The organism is Stenotrophomonas sp. ZAC14D2_NAIMI4_7 (genome assembly GCF_003086675.1).
In the GTDB taxonomy this organism is placed as follows: domain Bacteria; phylum Pseudomonadota; class Gammaproteobacteria; order Xanthomonadales; family Xanthomonadaceae; genus Stenotrophomonas.
In genome coordinates, this window is sequence record NZ_CP025995.1 from 3,630,947 (window position 1) to 3,654,117 (window position 23,171).

18 protein-coding genes are annotated in these 23,171 nt (G+C 66.2%); 8 read left to right on the forward strand and 10 right to left on the reverse strand.

From position 1 onward, the window contains the following. Positions 1-142: 142 nt before the first annotated feature. Entirely contained in the window at positions 143-781 is a 639-nt protein-coding gene (locus tag C1922_RS16660; protein WP_108750782.1) for a hemolysin III family protein, read from the forward strand. An 81-nt stretch (positions 782-862) separates the two neighbouring features. Then, positions 863-2,836 (forward strand): AsmA family protein, encoded by a 1,974-nt coding sequence (locus tag C1922_RS16665; protein ID WP_108750783.1) that lies wholly within the window; start codon positions 863-865, stop codon positions 2,834-2,836. A gap of 531 nt (positions 2,837-3,367) precedes the next feature. Here the strand turns inward: C1922_RS16665 and C1922_RS16670 are convergent. From C1922_RS16670 to mtgA, 3 genes are read right to left on the reverse strand one after another with little or no spacing between them, the layout of a single operon-like run. Continuing rightward, the gene (locus C1922_RS16670; protein WP_108750784.1) at positions 3,368-3,799 is read right to left on the reverse strand and encodes a CBS domain-containing protein; all 432 of its coding nucleotides are present in this window, start codon (positions 3,797-3,799) and stop codon (positions 3,368-3,370) included. Then, positions 3,759-4,778: a glycosyltransferase family 2 protein gene (locus tag C1922_RS16675; RefSeq protein WP_108750785.1), complete on the reverse strand. Its 1,020-nt coding sequence runs from the start codon at positions 4,776-4,778 to the stop codon at positions 3,759-3,761. The genes C1922_RS16670 and C1922_RS16675 overlap by 41 nt, the downstream gene beginning before the upstream one ends. A gap of 44 nt (positions 4,779-4,822) precedes the next feature. Beyond that, entirely contained in the window at positions 4,823-5,566 is a 744-nt protein-coding gene (mtgA, locus tag C1922_RS16680; RefSeq protein ID WP_108750786.1) for a monofunctional biosynthetic peptidoglycan transglycosylase, read from the reverse strand. A gap of 77 nt (positions 5,567-5,643) precedes the next feature. On the opposite strand from mtgA, the gene C1922_RS16685 reads away from it, so the two are divergent. The 3 genes from C1922_RS16685 to C1922_RS16695 all read left to right on the forward strand — a co-directional run bounded on the left by C1922_RS16685 (position 5,644) and on the right by C1922_RS16695 (position 10,877). After that, a complete protein-coding gene (locus C1922_RS16685; RefSeq protein WP_108750787.1) occupies positions 5,644-6,537 on the forward strand; it encodes an Hsp33 family molecular chaperone HslO in 894 nt (297 codons plus the stop codon). A gap of 120 nt (positions 6,538-6,657) precedes the next feature. Continuing rightward, a complete protein-coding gene (locus C1922_RS16690) occupies positions 6,658-7,515 on the forward strand; it encodes a hypothetical protein (protein ID WP_108750788.1) in 858 nt (285 codons plus the stop codon). Positions 7,516-7,892: 377 nt separating this feature from the next. Beyond that, positions 7,893-10,877, forward strand: a complete 2,985-nt coding sequence (locus tag C1922_RS16695) for a TonB-dependent receptor (RefSeq protein ID WP_108750789.1) — start codon at positions 7,893-7,895, stop codon at positions 10,875-10,877. A gap of 162 nt (positions 10,878-11,039) precedes the next feature. On the opposite strand, the gene C1922_RS16700 is transcribed toward C1922_RS16695, so the two are convergent. Then, positions 11,040-11,642: a TetR/AcrR family transcriptional regulator gene (locus C1922_RS16700; RefSeq protein WP_108750790.1), complete on the reverse strand. Its 603-nt coding sequence runs from the start codon at positions 11,640-11,642 to the stop codon at positions 11,040-11,042. 140 nt (positions 11,643-11,782) lie between these two features. On the opposite strand from C1922_RS16700, the gene C1922_RS16705 reads away from it, so the two are divergent. Both C1922_RS16705 and C1922_RS16710 read left to right on the forward strand, forming a co-directional pair. Then, positions 11,783-12,700, forward strand: a complete 918-nt coding sequence (locus C1922_RS16705) for an alpha/beta hydrolase (RefSeq protein ID WP_108750791.1) — start codon at positions 11,783-11,785, stop codon at positions 12,698-12,700. After that, positions 12,697-15,174, forward strand: coding sequence for an acyl-CoA dehydrogenase (locus C1922_RS16710; protein ID WP_108750792.1), 2,478 nt, complete (start codon positions 12,697-12,699; stop codon positions 15,172-15,174). Before C1922_RS16705 ends, C1922_RS16710 begins: the two co-directional genes overlap by 4 nt. Before the next feature lie 137 nt (positions 15,175-15,311). Here the strand turns inward: C1922_RS16710 and C1922_RS16715 are convergent, their stop codons facing one another. Continuing rightward, entirely contained in the window at positions 15,312-15,668 is a 357-nt protein-coding gene (locus tag C1922_RS16715; protein WP_108750793.1) for a DUF1304 domain-containing protein, read from the reverse strand. Positions 15,669-15,742: 74 nt separating this feature from the next. Beyond that, the gene (locus C1922_RS16720) at positions 15,743-17,071 is read right to left on the reverse strand and encodes an MFS transporter (RefSeq protein WP_108750794.1); all 1,329 of its coding nucleotides are present in this window, start codon (positions 17,069-17,071) and stop codon (positions 15,743-15,745) included. Between the two features lie 284 nt (positions 17,072-17,355). Between C1922_RS16720 and C1922_RS16725 the strand changes: the two genes are divergently transcribed. Further along, entirely contained in the window at positions 17,356-18,744 is a 1,389-nt protein-coding gene (locus C1922_RS16725) for a serine hydrolase domain-containing protein (RefSeq protein WP_108750795.1), read from the forward strand. A 208-nt stretch (positions 18,745-18,952) separates the two neighbouring features. Here C1922_RS16725 and C1922_RS16730 read toward each other — a convergent pair whose 3' ends face one another. The 4 genes from C1922_RS16730 to C1922_RS16745 all read right to left on the reverse strand — a co-directional run bounded on the left by C1922_RS16730 (position 18,953) and on the right by C1922_RS16745 (position 23,135). After that, positions 18,953-19,735 carry a histone gene (locus C1922_RS16730; RefSeq protein WP_234413359.1) on the reverse strand — a complete coding sequence of 261 codons (783 nt, stop codon included), beginning with the start codon at positions 19,733-19,735 and terminating at the stop codon, positions 18,953-18,955. Between the two features lie 505 nt (positions 19,736-20,240). Next, positions 20,241-20,636 carry a glycine cleavage system protein GcvH gene (gene gcvH, locus C1922_RS16735; RefSeq protein ID WP_108750797.1) on the reverse strand — a complete coding sequence of 132 codons (396 nt, stop codon included), beginning with the start codon at positions 20,634-20,636 and terminating at the stop codon, positions 20,241-20,243. 93 nt (positions 20,637-20,729) lie between these two features. Beyond that, complete coding sequence (gene gcvT / locus C1922_RS16740; protein ID WP_108750798.1) at positions 20,730-21,842, reverse strand: glycine cleavage system aminomethyltransferase GcvT; 1,113 nt, start codon at positions 21,840-21,842, stop codon at positions 20,730-20,732. Positions 21,843-22,391: 549 nt separating this feature from the next. Next, entirely contained in the window at positions 22,392-23,135 is a 744-nt protein-coding gene (locus C1922_RS16745; protein WP_108750799.1) for a FadR/GntR family transcriptional regulator, read from the reverse strand. Between the last annotated feature and the right edge of the window lie 36 nt (positions 23,136-23,171).

Sequence of the window (23,171 nt, forward strand, 5' to 3'; positions counted from 1 at the left end):
CGGATCTGCGCCCGGTAGGTCCACGCCATGCGTGGGTGGCCGTCGATTCACCCACCGTACGGTGGCGGGGGTGCAAGCGACCGCCATCGCGGCGATGATAGGGGGGCTGCGGGTCCCCCTCCCCGCGAACCACGCCATCGCCATGTCCACCACGACTGTTGCTTCCATCCGCGAAGAAATCGCCAGCGCCCTGACCCACGGGCTCGGCGCCGTATTCGCGTTGGCCGCCAGCGCCGTACTGATCACCCTGGCCGCCATCTACGGCGACGGCTGGCAGCTGGCCAGCGCCATCGTGTTCGGTATCGCCCTGCTGCTGCTGTACACCGCCTCCACGCTGTACCACGCCATCCAGCACCCCACGGCCAAGGGCCGCCTGAAGGTGTTCGACCACTGCGCGATCTACGTGTTGATCGCCGGCACTTACACCCCGTTCACCCTGATCGGCCTGCGCGGCCCCTGGGGCTGGGGCTTGTTCACGGCCATCTGGGCGCTGGCGCTCGGCGGTGTGGTGTTCAAGCTGTTCTATACCGGCCGCTTCAAGGCGCTGTCCACCGGCATCTACATCGCCATGGGCTGGCTGGTGATCGTGGCGATCAAGCCGATGTTGGCCTCCATCGACGGTGGCACCCTCGCCTGGCTGTTCGCCGGCGGCCTGTCCTACACCCTGGGCACCTATTTCTACCACCGCGAATCGATTCCCTATTCGCATGCGATCTGGCACCTGTTCGTGATCGGTGGCAGCGTCTGCCACTTCGTGGCTGTCACCATGCAGGTGCTGTAGCCTGCTGTCCGGCGCTCCTGTGCACACCATGCACATGAGCGCTTCGCGCCCCGTCCACTCCGGTAGGGCAACGATGGCAGCGTGAATGCTGCCCCTTCCCCTGCAGCGCCGCGCGCTTCGCGCTGGCGCCTCCGCCGCCCGGGCCGCCGGGGCCAGCGCTGGCTGGCTGCCCTGGTATTCGTGCTGGCCGCGATCCTGGTCCTCATCGCCCTGTGGGACTGGAACTGGTTCAAGGGCCCGGTGGAGCGTGCGGTGCAGGCTCGCACGGGGCGGGCGCTGCACATCGGCAATCTGGACGTGGACCTGGGCCGCACCACCACCGTGCGCGCCGATGCCATCACCTTCGCCAATGCGGCCTGGGCCCGGCAGCCGAACATGGCCAGCGCCGACCGGGTGGAGATCGACGTGCGGGTCTGGCCGCTGCTGCGCGGCAGTGTGCAGCTGCCCGAGGTACGCCTGACCCGCCCCGACGTGCTGCTGCAGACCGCGCCGCGTGATGGCGAGGCCGGCAACTGGGATTTCCTCGGCGACAGCAGCGGCGGCAGCGCGCCACAACTGAAACGCCTGTTCATCGACGACGGGCGCCTGCAGTTTTCCGATGTGCGCGGCCGCACCGATATCCGCCTGAACGTACGCAGTGGCCAGCCGCGCCAGGGCGACGCCGCGCCGCCCCTGCTGGTGGCCGGCAAGGGCCGCTGGCAGGGCAATGCGTTCACCCTCAGCGGCGGCACCGAATCGCCCCTGCAGCTGACCGACAGCGCCCATCCCTTCCGCATCCACCTGGACGGCCGTGCCGGCGGCACCCATGCCGTGGCCAGCGGCACGCTGACCAATCCGTTCGCACTGCAGCTGTTCGACCTGCAGTTTGCCCTCAGTGGCCAGGACCTGGCCGACCTCTACCCGCTGCTGGGCATCGCCATTCCCCCATCGCCGCCGTATGCCCTGAACGGCCGCCTGAAGCGTGACCACAACGTGTGGCGCTACGAGCGTTTCACCGGCAAGGTCGGGGACAGCGACCTGGGCGGCAACCTGCAGTTCGAAGTGGGCCGCGACCGACCGCGCCTGACGGCCACGCTGGAATCGCGCCGACTGGATTTCGATGATCTGGCCGGCTTCGTCGGCGCTCCGCCCAGGACCGGCAGCGGCGAGACCGCCAATGCCGAGCAGAAAGCCGAAGCAGCGCAGGTGGCGGCCAGCAGCCGCGTGCTGCCGGACACGCCGTACAACCTGGGCAAGCTGCGCGCGATGGACGCCGACGTGCGCTGGAAAGCGCACCGCATCAATGCCCCCTCGCTGCCGCTGGACGACATGGACGCGCACCTGCTGCTGGACGACGGCGTGCTGCGGCTGGATCCCCTGAATTTCGGCGTGGCCGGCGGCGATATCCGCAGCACGATCCGCATGGATGCGCGGCAGCCGCAGATTGCCACTACGCTGAAGGCCAGCGTCCGCGGCGTACAGCTGGGGCAGCTGTTCCCCGATGCAAAGCTGGCCGAGCAGGCCAAGGGCGGCATCAGCGGACAGATCGACCTGGGTGGTCGCGGCAATTCGATCGCCGCGATGCTGGGTGGCAGCAGCGGCGACGTGGGCGTGGCGATGGGCCGCGGCCACGTGGGCAACCTGGTGATGGAGCTGGCCGGCCTGGACATCACCGAATCGGTGAAGTTCCTGTTCACCGGTGACCGGCAGATTCCCCTGCGCTGTGCCTTCGCCGATTTCGGCGTGCGCGATGGCTTGATGACCAGTCGCGCACTGGCGGTGGACACCACCGATACCATCGTGATTGGCGAGGGAACGGTGAACCTGCGCGACGAATCGCTGGACCTGCTGCTGCGGCCACGGCCGAAGGACAAGAGCATCCTGGTACTGCGCTCGCCACTGCGCATCGGCGGCACCTTCAAGGACCCGTCGTTCCGTCCGGACTTCAAGGCGCTGGGCCTGCGCGGTGCGGTGGCCCTGGCGCTGGGCAGCATCGCCCCGCCGGCCGCGCTGCTGGCAACGATCGAGACCGGCCCGGGCAAGGACGCCAACTGCGGCGGGCAGTACGCGAAGTAAGAGCGGTTGTTCGCGGCGCGTGCTCTTTCATGGGGTGAGGCGGAGGGCTACCGCAGTCAGGACACGCGGTGAATACATCCATGTAGCTCGTAGGCGCCGTCCCTGGCGCCTACGGTCCTGCCTGCGGTAGCCCTCCGCCTCCAGACAGTTTCCTGCGCGCGCGGAACGAGAGCGGAAATTCAAAATCAAAATCAAGATCAAAAGCGGTGCCAACCAAGGTTGGCACCTACCAGAAGCGGTTGGTCGACAGATGCGGGTGGTCGACAGAAGCGCGGAGCGGCGCTGAAACGCACCGCGCTCGCAGGGACGTGTCCAGAGGCGGAGGGCATGGCCGTGCAGGACCGTAGGCGCCATGGACGGCGCCTACGAGCTACATGGACGTATTTACCGCGTGTCCTGCACGGCCATGCCCTCCGCCTCCCCACGCATCAGGAAGGCGCTGCTCTTGCGCTCTGGCTCTGGCTCTGGCTCTGGCCTTGGCTCTGGCTTCACAAAGCGGGCCGGCGGGCTGCAAGCCCGCCAGCGAAAAAATCACCCGGCCACGATGTACTGCTGCAGCTGATCCAACTCCCGCCGTTGCGCGTCGATCACCGACTTCACCAGATCGCCGATGGAAATCACCCCCAGCACCTGCCCGCCTTCGACGACCGGCAGATGGCGGATGCGGTAATCAGTCACCAGCTGCAGGCAATGCTCCACCTGCTCACCCGGCGCCACGGTCACCACCTGCGCGGTCATGATCTCCGCAACGGCGGTGTCGCGCGAGGAGCGGTCACGCAGCACGATCTTGCGTGCGTAGTCACGTTCGGAAAGGATGCCAACCAGGCGCGGGCCGTCCATCACCAGCACCGCACCGATGCCCTTTTCGGCCATCAGCCGGATCGCATCGATCACCGCGGCGCCAGGGGCGACCGCGTGCACTTCAGGGGACTTGCCGTCCAACAGTTGCCGTACCGACGTCATCTGCCTGCCCTCCCAGGGTGGGTTGCAGGGCCGATTCTGCCACGCCCGGTGCCAACCACGCGTCAACCAGGTACAACGGCCGCTGCTTGGACTCTTCGTACAGCCGGCCCAGGTACTCGCCGATCAGCCCCAGGGCGATCAACTGCACCCCGCCCAGGAACAGGATCACCGCCATCATCGTCGGCCAGCCAGCCACACGGTCGCCGTAGAGGGCCGCCTTCACGATCACCCACAGGCCGAACACGAAGGCCACCGCCGCCGTCGCCAGCCCCAGATAGGTGGCCGCGCGCAGCGGCACCGTGGAAAAGCCGGTGATGCCCTCCAGCGCGAAATTCCACAGGCGCCAGAGGCTGAACTTGCTGCTGCCGGCCAGGCGCGCATGCCGGTGGTAAGGCACCGCCACGCGGCGGAACCCGACCCAGCTGAAAAGCCCTTTCATGAAACGGTGGCGCTCCCGCAGCTCACGCAGCGCCGAAAGCGCGCGTGCCGACAACAGGCGGAAATCACCGGTGTCGGCCGGAATGGGCGTGGGCGACAGGCGCCCGATCACCCGGTAGAACAGCGCCGCCGTGGTGCGCTTGCTCCAGCTTTCACCGTCACGCACCAGACGGGTGCCATAGACGTTGTCGAAGCCTTCGCGCCAGCGCGCGACGAACTGCGGCACCAGTTCCGGCGGGTCCTGGCCATCGGCGTCCAGGATCATGGCGGCGCCTTCGCGCACCTGGTCCAGGCCGGCAGTCAGGGCCGCTTCCTTGCCGAAGTTGCGCGACAGGCGCAGGGCTGAAACGCGAGGATCCACCGCGGCCAAACCGCTGATCACCGCCCAGGTTTCATCGCTGCTGCCGTCGTCCACGTACAGCACGTGGCCGTCGATGTCAGCCAGACCATCGAGCACCGCGCACAGGCGCGGATGCAGCTGTGGCAGCGCCAGTGCTTCGTTGTGGGCGGCAATGACGAACGTCAGGCGGTCACGATTCATGCCCGGATTGTACGTTGCAGGCGCGCCTGCGGCCCGCCGCCGCCCTACTCCTGCAGATACCCCGACCCGCCCAGCTGCCGGGCCTGGCGCTGGATCCATGCGGCACGCCGCTGCACGTAAGGGCCTGGCTTGGCTGCGCTGTAACGGCGCGGTGCCGGCAGCACTGCCGCCAGGCGCGCACTCTCGGCCGGGCTCAGGCGCGCGGCATCCTTGCGCCAGAAGGTCTGCGCCGCCGCCTGTGCGCCATAGACGCCGTCGCCGAACTCGGCAATGTTGGCGTACATCTCCAGGATGCGCTGCTTGGGCCAGAACGCTTCGATCAGCACCGTGTACCAGACCTCCAGGCCCTTGCGCACCCAGCTGCGGCCCTGCCACAGGAACAGGTTCTTGGCCACCTGCTGGCTGATCGTGCTGGCACCGCGCAGGCGCCCACCGCGGGCGTTGTGGTCACGCGCCTTCTCGATGGCCTGCAGATCGAAGCCATTGTGGTCGGGGAAGCGCTGGTCTTCGGCGGCCACCAGCGAAATGGGCAGGCTGGGGGCCATTTCGTCCATATCACGCCACTGGTAATGCAGGCGATACGACCAGTCGGCCTGCCCCAGGGCTTCGCCATAGCGCCACAGCATCACCGTGGACAGTGGCGGATCGATGAAGCGCAGCACCAGCACCTGCAGGCAGCTGAACGCCACGAACAGCACCGGCAGCCACAGCAGCTGCCGCCAGCGCCAGCGCCGGCGCTGCGCGACCGGGGCGGCCGCCACCTTGTCCTGCTCTCCCCCTGCCCCCATTACTGGTGCATCCTTCTTCTGTCTGGTTGTCGGCGCATTATCCGGCAACCGCCCCTGTTTCCGCGCGATGTGAGCCGATGACCGCCCAATCCGATTCCCTGATCCGTTTCCTGCTGCCCGACGCCGGCGTCCGCGGCGTCCACGTGCGCCTGCACGCCACCTGGCAGCAGATCCTGTCCCACGCGGTCTATCCGGACAACGCCGCTGAACTGCTGGGCCAGGCGGCCGTGGCCTCGGCCCTGTTCACCGGGCACACCAAGGTCGATGGCCGTCTGTCGATCCAGCTGCGCAGCAACACCGCCCTGCGCGCCCTGTTCGCCGAATGCACCGCCGCTGGCACCCTGCGCGGCATTGCCCAGCTGGCCGACGGCGGCGACGCGCCGCGTGACCTGTCCAGCCTGGGCGAGGGCGCGCTGCTGGCCATCACCATCGAGAACCCGGGCCTGGACCCGCGCGAGCCGCAGCGTTACCAGAGCCTGGTCGGCCTGAGCGCAGCCGAGCTGGACGAAGCCTTCGAGGACTACTTCCAGCAGTCCGAGCAGCTGCCGACCCGCCTGCTGCTGGCCGCCGACCGCAATGGCGCCAGTGGCCTGCTGCTGCAGAAGCTCCCGGGCGACGAGGGCGACGATGATGGCTGGGTGCGCACCAGCGCGCTGTTCGACACGCTGGGCAAGGCCGAGCTGCTGGCTACCCCGGCCGAAGACCTGCTGCACCGTCTGTTCCACGAGGAAAAGCCGGTGCTGGTGGGCGACAAGCCGCTGTCCTTCGCCTGCTCCTGCTCGCGCGAGCGGGTCGCGGCCATGCTCGAATCGCTGGGCGAAGAGGAAGCCCGCGCGGCCGCCGAGGACACCGGCGCGGTGGAAGTGCGATGCGAATTCTGCGGACAGGAGTATCACTTTCCGTTGACGGAGTTCGGCATACTGTTCCACGGTGCCGAGGGGAATGCACCGGCGCCTGAACGACTTCAGTAAAACAGACAGGTCTTGTGTTCTGGGGAGGATCAAGGCTTGTTAAGAATTCATAAACACCCTAGGATCGAGTTCCCGCCCCAGCGGGAACTTTCGTCGTCCGCCCCTGTCTGAACTGGTCCGATGCGTACCTTCCTGCGTCTACCGCTGGCCCTGCTGATCGCTCTTGGCGCGATCACGGGCGCGCATGCGCAGAGCAAGGACACCCGCACCGTCATTCCGGTGTGGAACAAGGGCAGTGGTAAGGTCGAAGCCCTGCTGTACCTGGAGCCCACTGGCGAACAGGCCGCTGGCGCACGCTGGCACTTCGGCCGCAACTCGCTCGATGCGGCCTTCGGTCTGTCCTCGGGCGACTCGCTGGGCCTGCTGTGCAACAGCAGCAGCGGCACCAGCATCAGCGGTCTGGCCAGCCATTGCATGCTGGCCAGCCTTGGCGATGAAGATGACGCGATCGGTGCCAGCAACCGCCGCTTCACCGGTACCGCCGCACTCAACCGGGGCAGCAACCGCCTGGGCATCACTGCCGGTACCGGTCGTGAAACCCTGCCGGCGTGGCTGGCCTCGCCGAACAAGACCCCTGCCCTGCGCGCCGAGCAGAACGATCTGACCGTGTTCGCCCAGCGCAACATCGGTCGCGAGGGCTTCGTCTCCATTGCCGGCACCTACGCCAAGGCGCGCCTGGTGCCGCTGGCCGATGCCGCACCGGCCATCGTCGACCGCTGGGACAGCAAGAGCCTGAGCCTGGGTGCCGGCTACGGCAATTTCAGCGGCAGCATCATCGGCCGCGTGGTCGATGTACCCGGCAAGCCGGGCAAGTGGGAAGGCCTGGGCATTGGCCTGACCTGGCGCACCCCGTGGTCGGGCCAGCTGACCGTCGGCGCGGAAAACGTCATCAGCCGCGGCAAGAATCCGTTCTCCCCGCGCAACGAAAGCAACGACGACGGCACCGTGCCGTACGTACGCTACGAACAGGATCTCTGATTCCACTCCTGGCCGGTAATCCGGCCATGTCACGACAAGGGCGCCTCGGGGCGCCCTTTTCTGTTTCCGCTCGCATCAGGTCGCGCTTCCGCCGGGCGCAGCGGTTACACAACGACACGTCGCGACATGCATCAATTGAAACTTTTTACGCCCCCGCCGCCTGTCATAAACCGCCAGCGGTTGCGCAGTTAAACTTCAACCCATTGAAATACAAAGACTTTCATTGAATTCCGAGGAAAGTGAGACATGAATTAACACACCTTTAATTTTCCAGCGAGGCTCGTTACTATCGGTTCAGCCTTGCGTTTTTGGGGCCCCTATTGGGTCCCGTCGCCAGGCACTACCCCAGCCAAGATTTCCTTGGAGAGAGAGAGCCAATGAATTTCAAGTCCAACAAGCTGCGCGATGCCGTTGTCATCGCGCTGGTCGCCGGTGCCTCCACCGCGACCGCCCATGCGCAGGAAGCCACCAGCGGCGCCACCAACCTGGATCGCATCCAGGTCACCGGTTCGCGCATCCGTTCGGTCGACGTCGAAACCGCCCAGCCGATCTTCACCGTGTCCTCCGAGGACATCAAGAAGTCGGGCCTGGTCAGCGTCGGCGACATCCTGCAGAACCTGTCGGTTGCCGGTACGCAGAACTTCAGCAAGGCCGCCGTGCTGACGTCCAACCCGGAACAGGGTGGCCAGTACGTCAACCTGTACAACCTCAACGAAAACCGCACCCTGGTGCTGGTCAACGGCAAGCGCTGGACCACCAGCCTGGCCGGTTACACCGACCTGTCGACCATCCCGAGCGCGCTGATCGAGCGCATCGAAGTGCTGAAGGACGGCGCTTCGGCCATCTACGGCTCCGACGCCGTGGCCGGTGTGGTCAACATCATCATGCGTTCGAACTTCGAAGGCGCTGAGTTCTCCGGCCTGATCGGCCAGAACGGCCGCGGCGATGGCCAGAAGCAGTCGTACTCATTCACCGCCGGCACCACCGGTGAGAACAGCTCGATCATCTTCGGCGCCAGCTACACCAAGGAAGATCCGGTGTGGGCCAAGGACCGCGAGCTGACCCGCTACACCTACGGTCCGCGCCACATCGGTGCCGGCCTGAGCGCCACCGGTCCGTGGGGCCGCTTCACCGATCCGCGCGCCGCCGGTACCCCGGGTGCGGGCAACTACCTGGACGAAGACGGCAACATCGTCTCCGCTGCCGACGGCGACTGGTCGCCGAACATGTACGTGCTGAACCACACCGGCACCTACGACGGCGTGGGCGTTGGCGCGGCTTCCAACAGCCTGGACAACTACCACGTTGGCGTCACCGCCAATGACCGCTTCAATTCCAGCCAGCAGATGATGCTGCAGCAGGAATCGGAAACGAAGTCGATCTTCACCTCGGTGTCCTACGACTTCAATCCGAACATCAGCTTCAAGTCGACCGTGATGTACTCCGAGCGTGACTCGGTGCGCCAGGTTGCCGGCTACCCGCTGAGCGCCGCTGCACAGCCGACCTACCCGGTGTCGATCAGCGCCGACAGCTACTACAACCCGTTCGGCAACCAGGCCAATCCGGGTGCCGGCCTGGCCCTGGACAACTGGTTCCGCCGCACGATTGAAATCCCGCGTATTTCGCAGAACAACGTGAAGTCGTACCACTTCGACGGCGCGCTGGAAGGTGCCTTCGACGTCGGCGACCACGGCTGGAACTGGGACGTGGGCATGAACTACAACAAGTTCGATGTCACCCAGATCGGCACCGGCAACGTCAACCTGCTGGCACTGGAAAAGGCCCTGGGCCCGTCGTTCCTGAACTCGCAGGGCGTCGTGCAGTGCGGTACCGCTGCCAACCCGATCGCGCTGGGCACCAGCCTGGCCGCTGGCCAGTGCACCCCGTTCAACATCCTGGGCGGCCCGTCGGCCTCCACCGCTGATGCCCTGCAGTACATCAACACCATCAGCCAGGCCACCCAGCAGAGCGTCAGCAAGCAGTACTTCGCCAACATCACCGGCGGCCTGTTCAACATGCCGGGCGACGCGGGCGAGTTCGCTTTCGCGGCCGGTATCGAACACCGCACCGTTGATGGCTACGACTATCCGGACCAGCTGTCCGCTGCCGGCTACACCACCGATCTGGCTGCCGGCGCAACCCGCGGCAAGTACAAGACCGACGAAGTGTACCTGGAGCTGATGATTCCGGTGCTGAAGGACGTGCCGGGTGCGAAGGAGCTGTCGTTCGACATCGCCAGCCGCTACTCCGATTACGACCGCTTCGGCGACACCACCAACAGCAAGTTCAGCCTGACCTGGAAGCCGGTTGAAGACCTGCTGGTCCGCGCGACCTACGGCAAGGGCTTCCGCGCCCCGACCCTGGACGACACCTTCGGTGGCGGCTCGCAGACCTTCGACTACTTCACCGATCCGTGCGATGCCCTGCTGGGTATCCGTACCGGCAACGCCACGGCCGCGGCACGCTGCAACGCCGAAGGCCTGGGCGCCAACTTCCGCCAGCAGGACAGCGCCGGCGCACCGGTCGGTGCCCGCGAAAGCCAGAGCATCGCGCCGTTCCAGGCCGGTGTGGGTAACGCCGAGCTGGAACCGGAATACAGCAAGACCCGTACCGTGGGCTTCGTGTTCAGCCCGCGCTGGGTGCAGGGCCTGGACTTCTCGCTGGACTGGTACAAGATCACCATCAACAACGTGATCACCGCCGTGTCGGCCACCTACGTCCTGCAGCAGTGCTACAACGGTGTGGACTCGTTCTGTAACTACACCCGCGACGCTGCATCGGGCCAGGTCGTGGCATTGAGCCGCGGTAACGCCAACCTGGGTGTGCTGGAAACCGAAGGCTACAACTTCGGTGCCAACTACCGCCTGCCGGAAATGAGCATCGGCCAGTTCTCGGTGCACCTGGACGCCAACTACCTGTCGGCCTACCGTTCCAAGAGCGATTCCACTGCCGATTGGGACAACTACGCCGGCTACTGGAACTTCCCGCGCGTGCGCGGCACCCTGGGCGTGAACTGGGCCAAGGGTGACCTGTCGGCGCAGTGGAACCTGCGCTACTACGGCGGCTACCGTGACTTCTGCTTCGACGGTTCGGCCGAAGAGTGCAACGACCCGACCTACCTGACCCCGAACGGCGGCTGGGGCGGCGGTGAAGGCGCCAACAAGAAGGGCTCGATCTCGTACCAGGACGTGTCGGTCAGCTGGGCGGCGCCGTGGAACGGCACCGTCACCGTCGGCGCACGCAACATCTGGAACAAGACCCCGCCGCAGAGCTACTCGCAGACCAACAACAGCTCCGGTTCGATCGACCCGATGCTGGACTTCGACCGCTACGTGTTCATGCAGTACACCCAGCGCTTCTGATCGAGGCCTGTTCGTAGCGTAAAACACCAGGACGGGGCCCTTCGGGGCCCCGTTTCTGTTTCTGCGCATCTTCGCTTCCGTATTGCGCACGAACGCCCGCGCAATGAAAAAGGCCGCAGCAGTGCTGCGGCCTTTCGTCGTTGCGTTCGTCGCCGGTGCTGATCAACCGTTGGGAATCAACGTCTCGATCAGGTGTTCGACATAGGCTTCGAAATCTTCGCGCGCCTGCTTGGGCTGCTGCAGCTGCAACGACAACTGCAGGAAACCGACATAGGCCGCATACGCCAGCCGCGCACGGTGGCGGGCATCGGTGGAGCTCAGCCCGGCCTGGCGGAACGAAGCGACCAGGTAATCCAGGCGACGCTGCGAAACGCGGTCGATCACCGGTCGCACCATCGGGTGGTCCAGTGCCTTCAGCAGCTCGCTGTAGATGATGTGCGGCTGCACTTCATGGGCCACCATCTGGAACAGCTGGCGCAGGCGCGCGCGCGGATCGGGCACGTCTTCCAGGCTGCCGAACACCTGTTCCTGCTCGAACAGTTCCCAGCGTTCCAGCGCCGCCTGCAGCAGCGCATCGCGCGAGGGAAAGTGCCAGTAGAAACTGCCCTTGGTGACACCCAGGCGACGGGCCAGCGGTTCGACCGCGACGGCGCCCACCCCTTGTTCAGCAATCAGGTCGAGGGCCGCCTGGGCCCAGTCTTCGGCACTCAGGCGGCTGTTGCGGCCGGCGCGCGGTTCGCCGGCGGAAGTGTCAGGTTGATTCATGGGCTGATTTAACCATACGCCGGGGTTCGTTGCAGTATGCCGTTGCGCTGGAAACCGTCATGACCCTTGCGGCGTGGCTTCTGCAGCGCACCATACCGGACAGTATTGACTTCCTCGACGGCCCATCCATACTATCAAGTATGGTTACCCCCGCTGCTGCCGCTGTGTTCACCGATCTGCGCCTGGAAGCGGCCCATGGCGCGCACCTGGCCGCCACGGCCAACCAGGCTGGGCGACGCGGACACGTGCTGTTCGCGCACGGCTTCGGCCAGACCCGGCACGCCTGGAATGCGACCGCCCGCGCACTGTCCGCTGCCGGCCTGCAGACCCTGGCCTACGATGCGCGCGGCCATGGCGATTCGGACTGGAATGCGGCCGACCTGCCCTACCACGGCGAGCAGTTTGCCGATGACCTGATCGTGCTGGCCGGCGAACAGCCGCGGCCGCCGGTGCTGGTGGCCGCCTCCATGGGCGGGTTGTTCGGCCTGCTGGCCGAAGCGCGCTGGCCAGGCCTGTTTTCGGCGATGGTGCTGGTGGACATCACCCCGCGCTGGGACACCGCCGGCGTCGAACGCATCCTGGCCTTCATGACCGCCCACCCCGAGGGCTTCACCTCGCTGGCGCACGCAGCCGATGTGATTTCCGCCTACCTGCCGCACCGCCCGCGCAAATCCGAAGCGTCCCTGCAGGCGCTGCTGCGCGAGGATGGCCAAGGCCGCTGGCGCTGGCACTGGGACCCGCGCCTGGTGGCCGAACTGGCCCGCGACAGCGAACAGCACCAGGGCGCACTGGCCGAGGCCGCACGCCAGGTGAAGTGCCCGCTGCTGCTGGTCAGTGGCGGCCGCAGCGATCTGGTCACGCCGCAGACCGTGGCCGAATTCCTGGCATTGGCGCCGCACGCGCGCCACGTACAGTTGCCGCAGGCCACGCACATGGTCGCCGGTGATGACAACGACGCCTTTACCGCTACTGTGTTGGACTATCTGGACGTGTTGCCCGCAGCGGATGCTGCGGCTTCGTCCGCCACAAACGAGCACGTCACCGGAGCACGCTCATGAGCATCGTTCTTCCCTTCCTCGCCCTGCTGCTGGCAGGCGCGTTCGTCGCCTACCACCGCATGCGGCTGGTTATCTGGACGCTGATCAGCGTGGCCCTGCTGGCCGTCTGCTGGTTCGTGCCCTACGTGAACCAGACCGCCACGATCGTGGCCGCCGCCGTGCTGGCCGTGATTGCCGTGCCGCTGCTGCTGCCGTTCATCCGCAAGCCGCTGCTGACCGGCCCGATGATGAAGGTGTTCCGCAAGGTGCTGCCGCCGCTGTCGCAGACCGAGCGCATCGCGCTGGAAACCGGTTCGGTCGGTTTCGAGGGCGAGCTGTTCACCGGTGATCCGGACTGGAACATCCTGCTGAACTATCCCAAGCCGCAGCTGACCGCCGAAGAACAGGCCTTCCTCGATGGCCCGGTGGAAGAGCTGTGCACGATGGTCAACGATTGGGAAATCACCCACGTCCACGCCGACCTGCCGCCGGAACTGTGGGCCTTCATCAAGAAGAACAAGTTCTTCGGCATGATCATCCCGAAGGAATATGGCGGCCTGGGCTTCTCCGCGCTGGCCCATCACAAGGTGATCCAGAAGCTGGCGTCGGTGTCTTCGGTGGTCAGCTCCACCGTGGGTGTGCCGAACTCGCTGGGCCCGGGTGAACTGCTGGTGCATTACGGCACCCAGGAACAGAAGGACCAGTACCTGCCGCGCCTGGCCGATGGCCGCGAAGTGCCCTGCTTCGGCCTGACCGGTCCGTTCGCCGGCTCCGACGCCACCTCGATTCCCGATTACGGCATCGTCTGCAAGGGCGAGTGGAACGGCGAGCAGGTGCTCGGCGTCAAGCTGACCTTCGACAAGCGCTACATCACCCTGGCCCCGGTCGCGTCGCTGATCGGCCTGGCGTTCCGCATGTACGACCCGGACGGCCTGATCGGCGATACCCGCGACATCGGCATCACCCTGGGTCTGCTGCCGCGCGACACCGCCGGCGTTGAAATCGGCCGTCGCCACTTCCCGCTGAACTCGACCTTCCAGAACGGTCCGATCAAGGGCAAGGATGTGTTCATCCCGCTGACCCAGCTGATCGGTGGCGCTGCGATGGCCGGCAAGGGCTGGAACATGCTCAACGAGTGCCTGGCCGTGGGCCGCTCGATCACCCTGCCCTCCACCGCTAGCGGCGGTGCCAAGGCAGGCGCGGCCGTCACCGGCGCGTACGCCCGCATCCGCAAGCAGTTCGGCCTGTCGGTCGGCCGCTTCGAAGGCGTGGAAGAAGCGCTGGCCCGCATCGGCGGCAAAGCCTACAAGATCAGTGCGCTGTCGCAGGCTACTGCCGCGGCGGTGGACCGCGGCGACGTGCCGTCGGTGCCGTCTGCCATCGCCAAGTACCACTGCACCAGCATGAGCCGTGAAGTGATCTCGGACATGATGGACGTGATCGGCGGCAAGGGCATCATCCTGGGGCCGCGCAACTTCGCCGGCCGCAGCTGGCAGGCCGCGCCGATCGCGATCACCGTGGAAGGCGCCAACATCATGACCCGCAGCCTGCTGATCTTCGGCCAGGGTGCGATCCTCTGCCACCCGTGGGTGCTGAAGGAAATGAAGGCCGCGCAGGATCCGGACACCCGCGCCGGTCTGCAGGACTTCGACCGCAGCCTGTTCGGCCACATCCGCTATGGCATTTCCAATGCGGTACGTTCGTTCTGGTTCGGCCTGACCGGCGCGCGCTTCGGTGCTGCCCCGGGCGACGCCTACACCCGCCGCTACTTCCGCAAGCTGGACCGCTACTCGGCCAACCTGGCGCTGATGGCCGACATCTCGATGATGACCCTCGGCGGCAAGCTGAAGTTCAAGGAATCGCTGTCCGGCCGCCTGGGCGACGTGCTGAGCCATGTCTACATGACCAGCGCCATGCTCAAGCGTTACCACGACGAGGGCGCACCGCAGGCCGACCAGCCGCTGCTGGCCTGGGCCTTCCATGACAGCGTGCACAAGATCGAAGAGTCGCTGTCGGCGGCCCTGCGCAACTTCCCGATCCGTCCGATCGGCTGGCTGATGTGGGCGCTGATCTTCCCGCTGGGCCGTCGTGCCGAAGCCCCGGGCGATCGCCTGAGCCGCCGCGTGGCCGCCCTGCTGATGGCCCCCAACGAAGCCCGCGACCGCTTGGCCAGCGGCGTGTTCCTGACCCCGTGCGAGAACAACCCGGGTGGCCGCATCAACAGCTACCTGAGCAAGGCGATCATGGCCGAGCCGGTGGAGCGCAAGTTCCTGAAGGCGCTGAAGAGCAAGGGCATCGAAGCGCTGGACTTCAAGGCGCAGCTGGACGAGGCCGTGGCCGAAGGCGTGATCACCCAGGACGAGCGCAGCCTGCTGGAAGAACTGCGTACGCTGACCCTGGACACCATCACCGTGGACGACTTCGACACCCACGAACTGCGTGCGGCCAGCTATTACGACCGCCAGCACAAGGATCCGCATTCGCAGGCAGCCTGATCGCCTGCGTCAAGCGCACACGGAAACGGCGGGCCTCGGCCCGCCGTTTTTTTGTGGAGGGTGCGGAGCCACGCATGACGTGGCGCTACCGCAGTAGATCCACCCCATGGGTGGATACGCGCACCGACATCACGCGATCACGCCGGCACGAACCACCATGCCACGGCAGCCAGCACCGCCGGCAGCGCCTGGATGAAGAAGATCCGCTTGTTCACGCTCCAGGCGCCGTAGCAGCCGGCCACGATCACGCAGCCCAGCGAGAAGTTCACCAGCATCGGCAGGTGATCGAACAGGCCCCAGAACAGCCCCGCAGCCAGGAAGCCGTTGTACAGCCCCTGGTTGGCCGCCAGCACGCGGGTGATCTCGGCCTTTTCCGGCGTGTTGCGGAACGTCTTCAGGCCCAGCGGGCGGGTCCACAGGAACATCTCCAGCACCAGGAAGTAGACGTGCAGCAGTGCGACCAGCAGGGTCAGGGCGAGTGCGATCCAGTACATGGGCGGTTCCTTGGATGGATGGGGTGATGTGGTCAGAGCCCTCTCCGTAGGAGAGGAATCCGACCCCGCGCGGCTCAGCGGTCGCGCGGCAGTTTCTTCTCTTCGCGCAGCACGCCGAATGCGGCAGCGGTCATGCACGCCGCTGCCAGGATGCCGCCCACGAATACCACGTGCGAACCGAACAGCGACAGCGCCTTGTGCACCCAGGTGAAGCTGAGGTCGGCGCCGCGGTACACCACGGTGTCGATGGCCGCGCCGGCCTTGTAGCGCCACTGGCGGTCCACGCGGGTGTAGATCGTCTCGCGCGCGGGCTTGAACAGCGAGAATTCGCTGGCGCGGGTCATCACCTGCACCACCGCCACCATCATCGGCAGTGGCGAGGCGGCCAGCACCGAGAACCCGATCAGGATGGCGAATGCGGGAATCAGCAGCGCCGGCGCAATGCCGTGGCGCGACAGCAGCCAGCGGGTCAGGCTGAGCTGCAGCAGCAGGGTCAGCGCGTTGACGGCCAGGTCGATGCGCGAGAAGAACGCGGTGCTGGCCGCCGGATCGGTGAAGGCGGCGCGCACGATGCTGGCCTGCTGGTTGTACAGCAGGGTGCCCACGCCCACGCCGAACACCACCAGCACCGCCAGCCAGCGCAGCAGCGGTTCGCGCACGATCAGCTTCAGGCCATCCAGCACGCTGCCGCCCATCGGCTGTTCACCCGACACCAGCTGCTGTTCGCGCTCACGCAGCACCGCCCAGTGGCGCAGCCGCCAGATGCAGAACAGGCAGACCACCAGGAACCCGGCCGACACCAGCATCAGGTTGGCGATGCCCACCCGCTGGGCCAGCGCACTGGTGATGATCGGGCCAAGGAACGCGCCCACGGTGCCGGCCGCGCCGATGTAGCCGTACCAGGCGCGCGCCTGGGCGTTGCTGAACACATCGGCCATGAAGCTCCAGAACACTGCCACCGCGAACAGGTTGAACACCATCACCCACAGGAAGAAGGCCATGCCCCGCCCCGGCACGCCGCTGTCGAACAGCGCGTAGAAACCCAGCAGGGTGACGATGAAGAAGCCGTACACCACCGGCAGGAACACCCGGCGCGGGAAACGACTGACCAGCCAGCCGTAGACCGGCTGCAGCACCAGCATGATCAGGAACACGCAGGTGAACAGGAACTGCAGGACGAAGTCCTTCAGGGCGATGCCATGGCTGGCGAACCAGCTGATCAGCAGCGGCGGGAACACCGTTTCCAGATCGGCCGAGGCGGCCATCGCCTCGCGCACCGGGCGCAGCACGTAATAGCCGCTGAGCAGGCAGAAGAAGTACAGGAACGACCACCACAGCGCCGGCGATTCGCGCAGGGCGGCGACCAGCCCGCGCAATGCACCGTTGTTGCGTGTCGCGCTCACGCGGTTCCCCTCGCCTGCGAACGGCGGTTGGACAGCAGCATGGCAGGCTCCGGGGGCGATGAAGCGCGTACGTTAGCCAATGCACTGCAACATCGCCAGCCGGGGGCTGCAGGGCCGGCAGAACCGAGCGTTGCAGCCGCCCTGCCAAGGCACCTCGCAGCGCGCGGAACAAGCGTCAAAAGTCCAACTTTTTCAACGAGATGCGCATTCATCTTCGCTTTGTTTGTGCACAGGCGAAAAGCGGCGCTAGAATCGACTCCAGCAGTCGCGCACGGGTCACCTCGATGAAAAAGAACAGCCTGCGTCGTCCGATCCGATCGGCGACCACTGGTTTGCTGGGCATGCTCATGCCCGTTGCCTTGTCCACCACCGCGCAGACGCCGCCGCCGCTGCCGCCGCTGCCGGCCAACATCGAATCCCACAGCGTGGCCCACACCCAGCCGGCCGCCTACCGTACCGGGCTGGTGCCGCAGGTGCAGTTGCCGGCGGCCGGGTTCAACGTGGCCAACATCGAATCGATGGCGCAGCAGCTGACCTACGGCGAGCGCGTGCCGGGCATGGCCGTGGCCATCGTGCAGGGCGGCCGGGTGATCAGCGCGCGCGGCTATGGCGTGACCGATGTCAACAACCCGCTGCCAGTCGATGCCCACACCGTGTTCCGTCTGGCGTCGCTGTCCAAGGCCTTCGCCGGCACCATGGCCGGCCTGCTGGTGAACGATGGCACGCTGCGCTGGGACAGCAAGGTGACCGACTACGTGCCCGGCTTCCGCCTCAATTCGCCCGAAGCCACCGACCGCCTGACCGTGGCCGACGTACTGAGCCATCGCGTAGGCCTGCCCTACAACGCCTACGACCGCGACATCGAAGGCAACGCCGAGTACTACACGCTGACCCAGAAGCTGGCCAACACCAGCCTGAAGTGCCTGCCAGGTGACTGCTACGCCTACCAGAACGTGGCCTTCAGCCTGATCGGTGATGTGGTCTATGCCGCCTCCGGCAGCTTCTATGAACAGTCCGTGGAACGGCGCATCTTCAAGCCGCTGGGCATGAACGATGCCAGCATGGGCCTGGCCGGCATCCAGGCCAGCTCGCGCTGGGCGCGTCCGCACGTGCGCAGCCGCAACGGCTGGGTGTCGCTGACGCCTAAGCCGACCTACTACCGCGTCGCGCCGGCAGCAGGCGTGAACGCCAGCGCCAGCGACATGGCGCAGTGGCTGCTGGCCCACACCGGGCACCGCCCCGACGTACTGCCGGCCCCGCTGCTGGCCACCCTGCATTCGAGCCTGATCAACACCCCGGGCGAGATGCGTTCGGGCTGGCGCCGCGAGCGCCTGCATTCGGCCGGCTACGCGCTGGGCTGGCGCACCTTCGATTACGCCGGCCACGACGTGGTCTTCCATGCCGGCGCCGTGCAGGGCTACCGCGGCCTGGTGGCACTGGTGCCCGAACGAGACCTGGGCATTGCGATCATGTGGAACGGCGAAAGCAGCCTGCCCAGCGGCCTGCTGCCGACCGTGCTCGATTCGGCACTGGGCCTGCCCGCACAGCGCTGGCTGGACGTGGATACCGACTTCGGCAGCGACAGCCTGATGGCCGACGGTGCTGCTCCGTCGCAGGACAAGCGCAAGGGCAAGGGTGCTTCGAGCAACCGCGCGGTGGCCTCGCCGCGCTGATCCGGTACCCGCCCCGGTGGACCTGGAAAGGGCGGCCTGCGGGTCGCCCTTTCTGTTTGGGTGACGTCGAGCTTGCTCGACTGCCCAGCCGAGCAGTCGAGCATGGCTCGACTCTACAAGGGCGTCGCGAGGCGCGCGGGGATAAAAAAACCCCTTCCCTGCTGGGCAACAGGGAAGGGGTTTCAGGGTACGGCGATCGGGATGGAACTTAGATCAGCGGTGCCGGAGTGGCCGGCAGAGCGACCGGAGCGGCCTTCTTCTTGCGAGCGGCCGGCTTGCGCTTGGCAACCTTCTTCGCTGCCTTCTTCGGGGCAGCCTTCTTGGTGGCCTTCTTCGCGGTCTTCTTTACGGCTTTCTTGGCAGTCTTCTTGACGGCCTTCTTCACTGCCTTCTTGGCGACCTTCTTGGCCGGCTTGCGGGCGGTGGTCTTCTTGGCGGCCTTCTTGGCAGTCTTCTTCACTGCCTTCTTGGCGACCTTCTTGACGGCCTTCTTCGCGGTCTTCTTTGCCGGCTTCTTGGCTACCTTCTTCGCCGCCTTCTTCACTGCCTTCTTCGCAGTGGTCTTCTTGGCGACCTTCTTGGCGACCTTCTTCACCGCCTTCTTTGCCGTTGCCTTCTTCGCGACCTTCTTCACTGCCTTCTTGGCAGCGGCCTTCTTCGCGACCTTCTTCACCGCCTTCTTGGCGGCGGGCTTCTTTTTCGCAGCTTTCTTGGTTGCCATGGGATGGCTCCTCGTCAGTGATAGGGAGTTGAAACGCCCAGGTGGATCAAACCCGCCGATGCTGCGTGCGGGGACCGCCGGCGCGTCAGGCGCGCCGTTACGGATGCGGCAATGTCGGCCCCGGTCGGCGGGACGGACATCGGAAAGGAAGGTGCCGTGCGTTTCTCCGGAGGAAGCAGGGCCCTGTCCACCGTCTTGAGGATCGCGGTGGTCTTGGAGGGATTGCTTCGCATCGGACGATTGATTCGGCGCACTCGGTTGGGCAGGCAAGGTCTGCTGAGGCGAAACCTAATCACGGTTTTTTTTACTGTCAACAACCCCCGCGAAAAATTTTCACATCGCGGCGTCTTCCCGACGCGTCCAGTGCGGGCCCGACAGCACCCGCCGCGCGCCCGTTCGAGCGCTGCAACGCGGTGCGACGGCGCATGCGCCGACCAACACGTTGAATGAAAAACACTTGAAATAAGCACTCTGCGTTGATAGGCAGTGGCTGGCGCAGCATGCACGCGCGGTCGTCGTCGCTACCGCACGAAGGCGGCAGGCGCTCTCGAAACGGACCCGCAACGGGGGCAAAAACTTTTCACATCCGGGCGCAGTTTCGCGGGCGCCGAAACACGGATTTGCGCAAAACTGCGCAAGCCCGAACGCATCGTTCGCGCGCAGCGATGGCCGCCACGCGCACCCGGCACACGCACCTTCGGTCCTGGCCGACGCGGGTGCAGAAACGAAAACGGCCACCCGAAGGTGGCCGCTGGTGTTCGCCGGAAAGCAGGACTCAGTGGTCCTCGTCTTCCAGTGCTTCGGCGTAGGCGTCCGGATCCAGCAGCTCGTTGAGCTCTTCGGCGTTGGACAGCTCGACCACGAACATCCAGCCTTCGCCGTAGGCATCTTCGTTGATGGTTTCCGGCTTGTCGGCCAGCGCCGAGTTGACCTCGACCACCTTGCCGCTGATCGGGCTGTAGACGTCCGAGGCCGCCTTCACCGATTCGACCACGGCGATCTGCTCGCCGGCCTTGGCGTCGGCGCCGACTTCGGGCAGTTCGACATAGACCAGGTCACCCAGCAGGCCCTGGGCGTGGTCGGAAATACCAACGGTAACGCGGCCATTGCCTTCGACGCGGGCCCACTCGTGGGACTTGAGGAACTTGAGGTCGCCGGGGATCTCGCTCATGGAACTGCTCCAGGAATACAGGGGTGTGGAAAGAACGGGGCTAGTGTAACCAACCGGCCGCCACTGCTGTCAGTGACGACCGGCACGTTCGCATCACGCGTCGGCAAGCACGCCCGGTTGGGCCTGGCCTTCGCGCACGAACGGGAACTTGACCACGCGCACCGGTACCTGGCGGCCGCGGATGTCCACGGTCACCTGGCCCAGTTCGCCTGCCGGCACGCGGGCAAACGCGATGCCCTTGGCCAGGCTGGGCGAGAAGGTGCCGGACAGGATCTCGCCCTGCCCGCTTGCGGTGGTCACCGCCTGGCCGTGGCGCAGCACGCCCTTCTCGTCCATCACCAGGCCGATCATCTGGCGCGCGGTGCCGGCGGCCTTCTGCGCCTCCAGCACATCACGGCCGATGAAGTCGCGGCCTTCGTCCAGCGACACGGTCCAGGCCAGCGCGGCTTCATACGGGCTGATCTCCTCGTCCATGTCCTGGCCGTAGAGGTTCATGCCGGCTTCCAGACGCAGCGTGTCACGCGCGCCCAGGCCAGCCGGCTTCACGCCGGCGTCGATCAGGCGGTTCCAGAACGCGACCACCGCGTCCTGCGGCAGCAGGATCTCGAAGCCGTCTTCGCCGGTGTAGCCGGTGCGGGCAACGAACAGTTCAACGCCGTCGTCGGCCTTGACCTGCAGGGCGGCGAAACGGGTGAGCTTGGCCAGCGCCTCGCGGTCGGCGCCGCCGACCAGGCCAGCGACGCTGTCGCGGGCCTGCGGGCCCTGCACGGCCAGGATGGCCAGGTCAGGGCGCTGCTCCACGCTCACGCCGAACGGTGCGGCCTGTTCGCGCAGCCAGGCCAGATCCTTTTCGCGGGTGGAGGCGTTGACCACCATGCGGAAGAAGTCGTCGGCCAGGTAGTAGACGATCAGGTCGTCGATGACGCCGCCGCGGGCATTGAGCATGCACGAGTACAGGGCCTTGCCCGGCACCTTCAGCTTGTCGATGGAATTGGCCAGCAGGCGGCGCAGGAACGGCTTGGCCTGCTCGCCGCGCAGGTCGACCACGGTCATGTGGCTGACGTCGAACACGCCGGCTTCGCGGCGCACCAGGTGGTGTTCGTCCAGCTGCGAGCCGTAGTGGATGGGCATGTCCCAACCCCCGAAATCGACCATCTTGGCGCCGAGGGCGCGGTGGGTATCGTTGAGCAGCGTCTTCTGGGTCATGACCGGGTCCGGCAGCAGAGGAAACAAGAACGCGCATTATCCCAGATCGGTCGGCGGCAGGCGTGCCGCAGCGCAGCGGGGGTGGTGTGTGTGTTGGGCCGGCCTGCGGCCGGCGGCGCTTTCTACAGCCCGGAGCGCAGAGCGCAAAGCCACGGCCAGAGCACTTCGGCTCTGGGTTGTTCCGGCTTGGGCGGGGCGGTGTGGGGTGGCGGGACACGCCGTTAACCCGTCCATGGGGTCTCGTAGGCGCCATCCATGGCGCCTGCGGTCCCGCCACCCCACACCGCCCCACCCTTCCGGGTTCACCGGTGACGGACTGCAAAGGCAGGAGCAAGAGCGGAATGGGATGTCGATATATATATGGAGAGGGGTCGGAGCCCTTTCCTGCGGAAAGGGATCCGACCCCGGGCGAGCGCTTTTGCTTTTTGCTCTTTATTTCTTTTCCGTGGGCTGGACGCGCACGGAAACTGTCGGGGGTCGCCGCCCGACCCAATCCGCAGAAAACAAGCGACCCACCCACGAGGGGCTGCGCCGTTGGCTGGAAACCCCTCAGATGCGGGTGGTGGCCAGGAACCGTTCGCGGTCCTGCTGGGTGCGGCGGCGGATTTCTTCCAAGGCCTGGCTTTCGGTCGCTGCCAGCATCGCCTCGAACAGACGCTGGAAATGATGGCGCATGGCATTGCGCGCGGCCACCGGATCGCGGCTGCGCAGTGCTTCGAAAATGGCCATGTGCTCGTCGGCGCGGCTGGCGCCGTCGTCATGGCAGACCCGCGCGTAGACCTCGGTCACCCGCGGCAATTCGCTGCGCATGCGCCAGATCTGCTGCACGAAATACTCGACCACCGGATTGCCGGACAGCCGCGCGATGGTCAGGTGGAAACGGCGATCGAAGTCCCCCGCCTCGGCGTCGGTCAGGTCGCGCCGGCACAGCGCCTCGGCCAGGACCTGCAGTTCGGCGATGCCGGCGTCATCGATGTTGCCGGCCGCCAGCGCCGCCGCTTCGGCCTCGAACACGGCACGCGCAGCGGTAAGGTCGAAAGCACTGACATCGGGCAGGCCGCCGCTGGCCTGCGCCGGGCGCGGCTTCACGTAGACGCCCGAACCGATGCGGATCGCGATCCAGCCCTGCGCTTCCAGGGCGATCTCGGCTTCGCGGATGGTCACCCGGCTGACGCCGAAACGCTCGGCCAGCTCACGCTCGCCCGGCAGGCGCGAACCCGGCGGGAATTCACCGCCCTCGATCAACGAGCGGAGCTTGGCGGCGATGGTCTGGTAGAGACGGTTGGCGGACATGCGGCTGACCCTTGGCGGTTCCCTCCGGGCCCGTCC

Coding starts and splice junctions, on each gene's coding strand:
- C1922_RS16670 (WP_108750784.1), bottom strand. CDS start 3,799: ATGACGTCGGTACGGCAACTGTTGGACGGCAAGTCCCCTGAAGTGCAC.
- C1922_RS16725 (WP_108750795.1), top strand. CDS start 17,356: ATGAAAAAGAACAGCCTGCGTCGTCCGATCCGATCGGCGACCACTGGT.
- C1922_RS16715 (WP_108750793.1), bottom strand. CDS start 15,668: ATGTACTGGATCGCACTCGCCCTGACCCTGCTGGTCGCACTGCTGCAC.
- C1922_RS16705 (WP_108750791.1), top strand. CDS start 11,783: ATGGTTACCCCCGCTGCTGCCGCTGTGTTCACCGATCTGCGCCTGGAA.
- C1922_RS16695 (WP_108750789.1), top strand. CDS start 7,893: ATGAATTTCAAGTCCAACAAGCTGCGCGATGCCGTTGTCATCGCGCTG.
- C1922_RS16745 (WP_108750799.1), bottom strand. CDS start 23,135: ATGTCCGCCAACCGTCTCTACCAGACCATCGCCGCCAAGCTCCGCTCG.
- gcvT (WP_108750798.1), bottom strand. CDS start 21,842: ATGACCCAGAAGACGCTGCTCAACGATACCCACCGCGCCCTCGGCGCC.
- C1922_RS16660 (WP_108750782.1), top strand. CDS start 143: ATGTCCACCACGACTGTTGCTTCCATCCGCGAAGAAATCGCCAGCGCC.
- C1922_RS16690 (WP_108750788.1), top strand. CDS start 6,658: ATGCGTACCTTCCTGCGTCTACCGCTGGCCCTGCTGATCGCTCTTGGC.
- C1922_RS16685 (WP_108750787.1), top strand. CDS start 5,644: ATGACCGCCCAATCCGATTCCCTGATCCGTTTCCTGCTGCCCGACGCC.
- C1922_RS16675 (WP_108750785.1), bottom strand. CDS start 4,778: ATGAATCGTGACCGCCTGACGTTCGTCATTGCCGCCCACAACGAAGCA.
- C1922_RS16700 (WP_108750790.1), bottom strand. CDS start 11,642: ATGAATCAACCTGACACTTCCGCCGGCGAACCGCGCGCCGGCCGCAAC.
- C1922_RS16710 (WP_108750792.1), top strand. CDS start 12,697: ATGAGCATCGTTCTTCCCTTCCTCGCCCTGCTGCTGGCAGGCGCGTTC.
- mtgA (WP_108750786.1), bottom strand. CDS start 5,566: ATGGGGGCAGGGGGAGAGCAGGACAAGGTGGCGGCCGCCCCGGTCGCG.
- gcvH (WP_108750797.1), bottom strand. CDS start 20,636: ATGAGCGAGATCCCCGGCGACCTCAAGTTCCTCAAGTCCCACGAGTGG.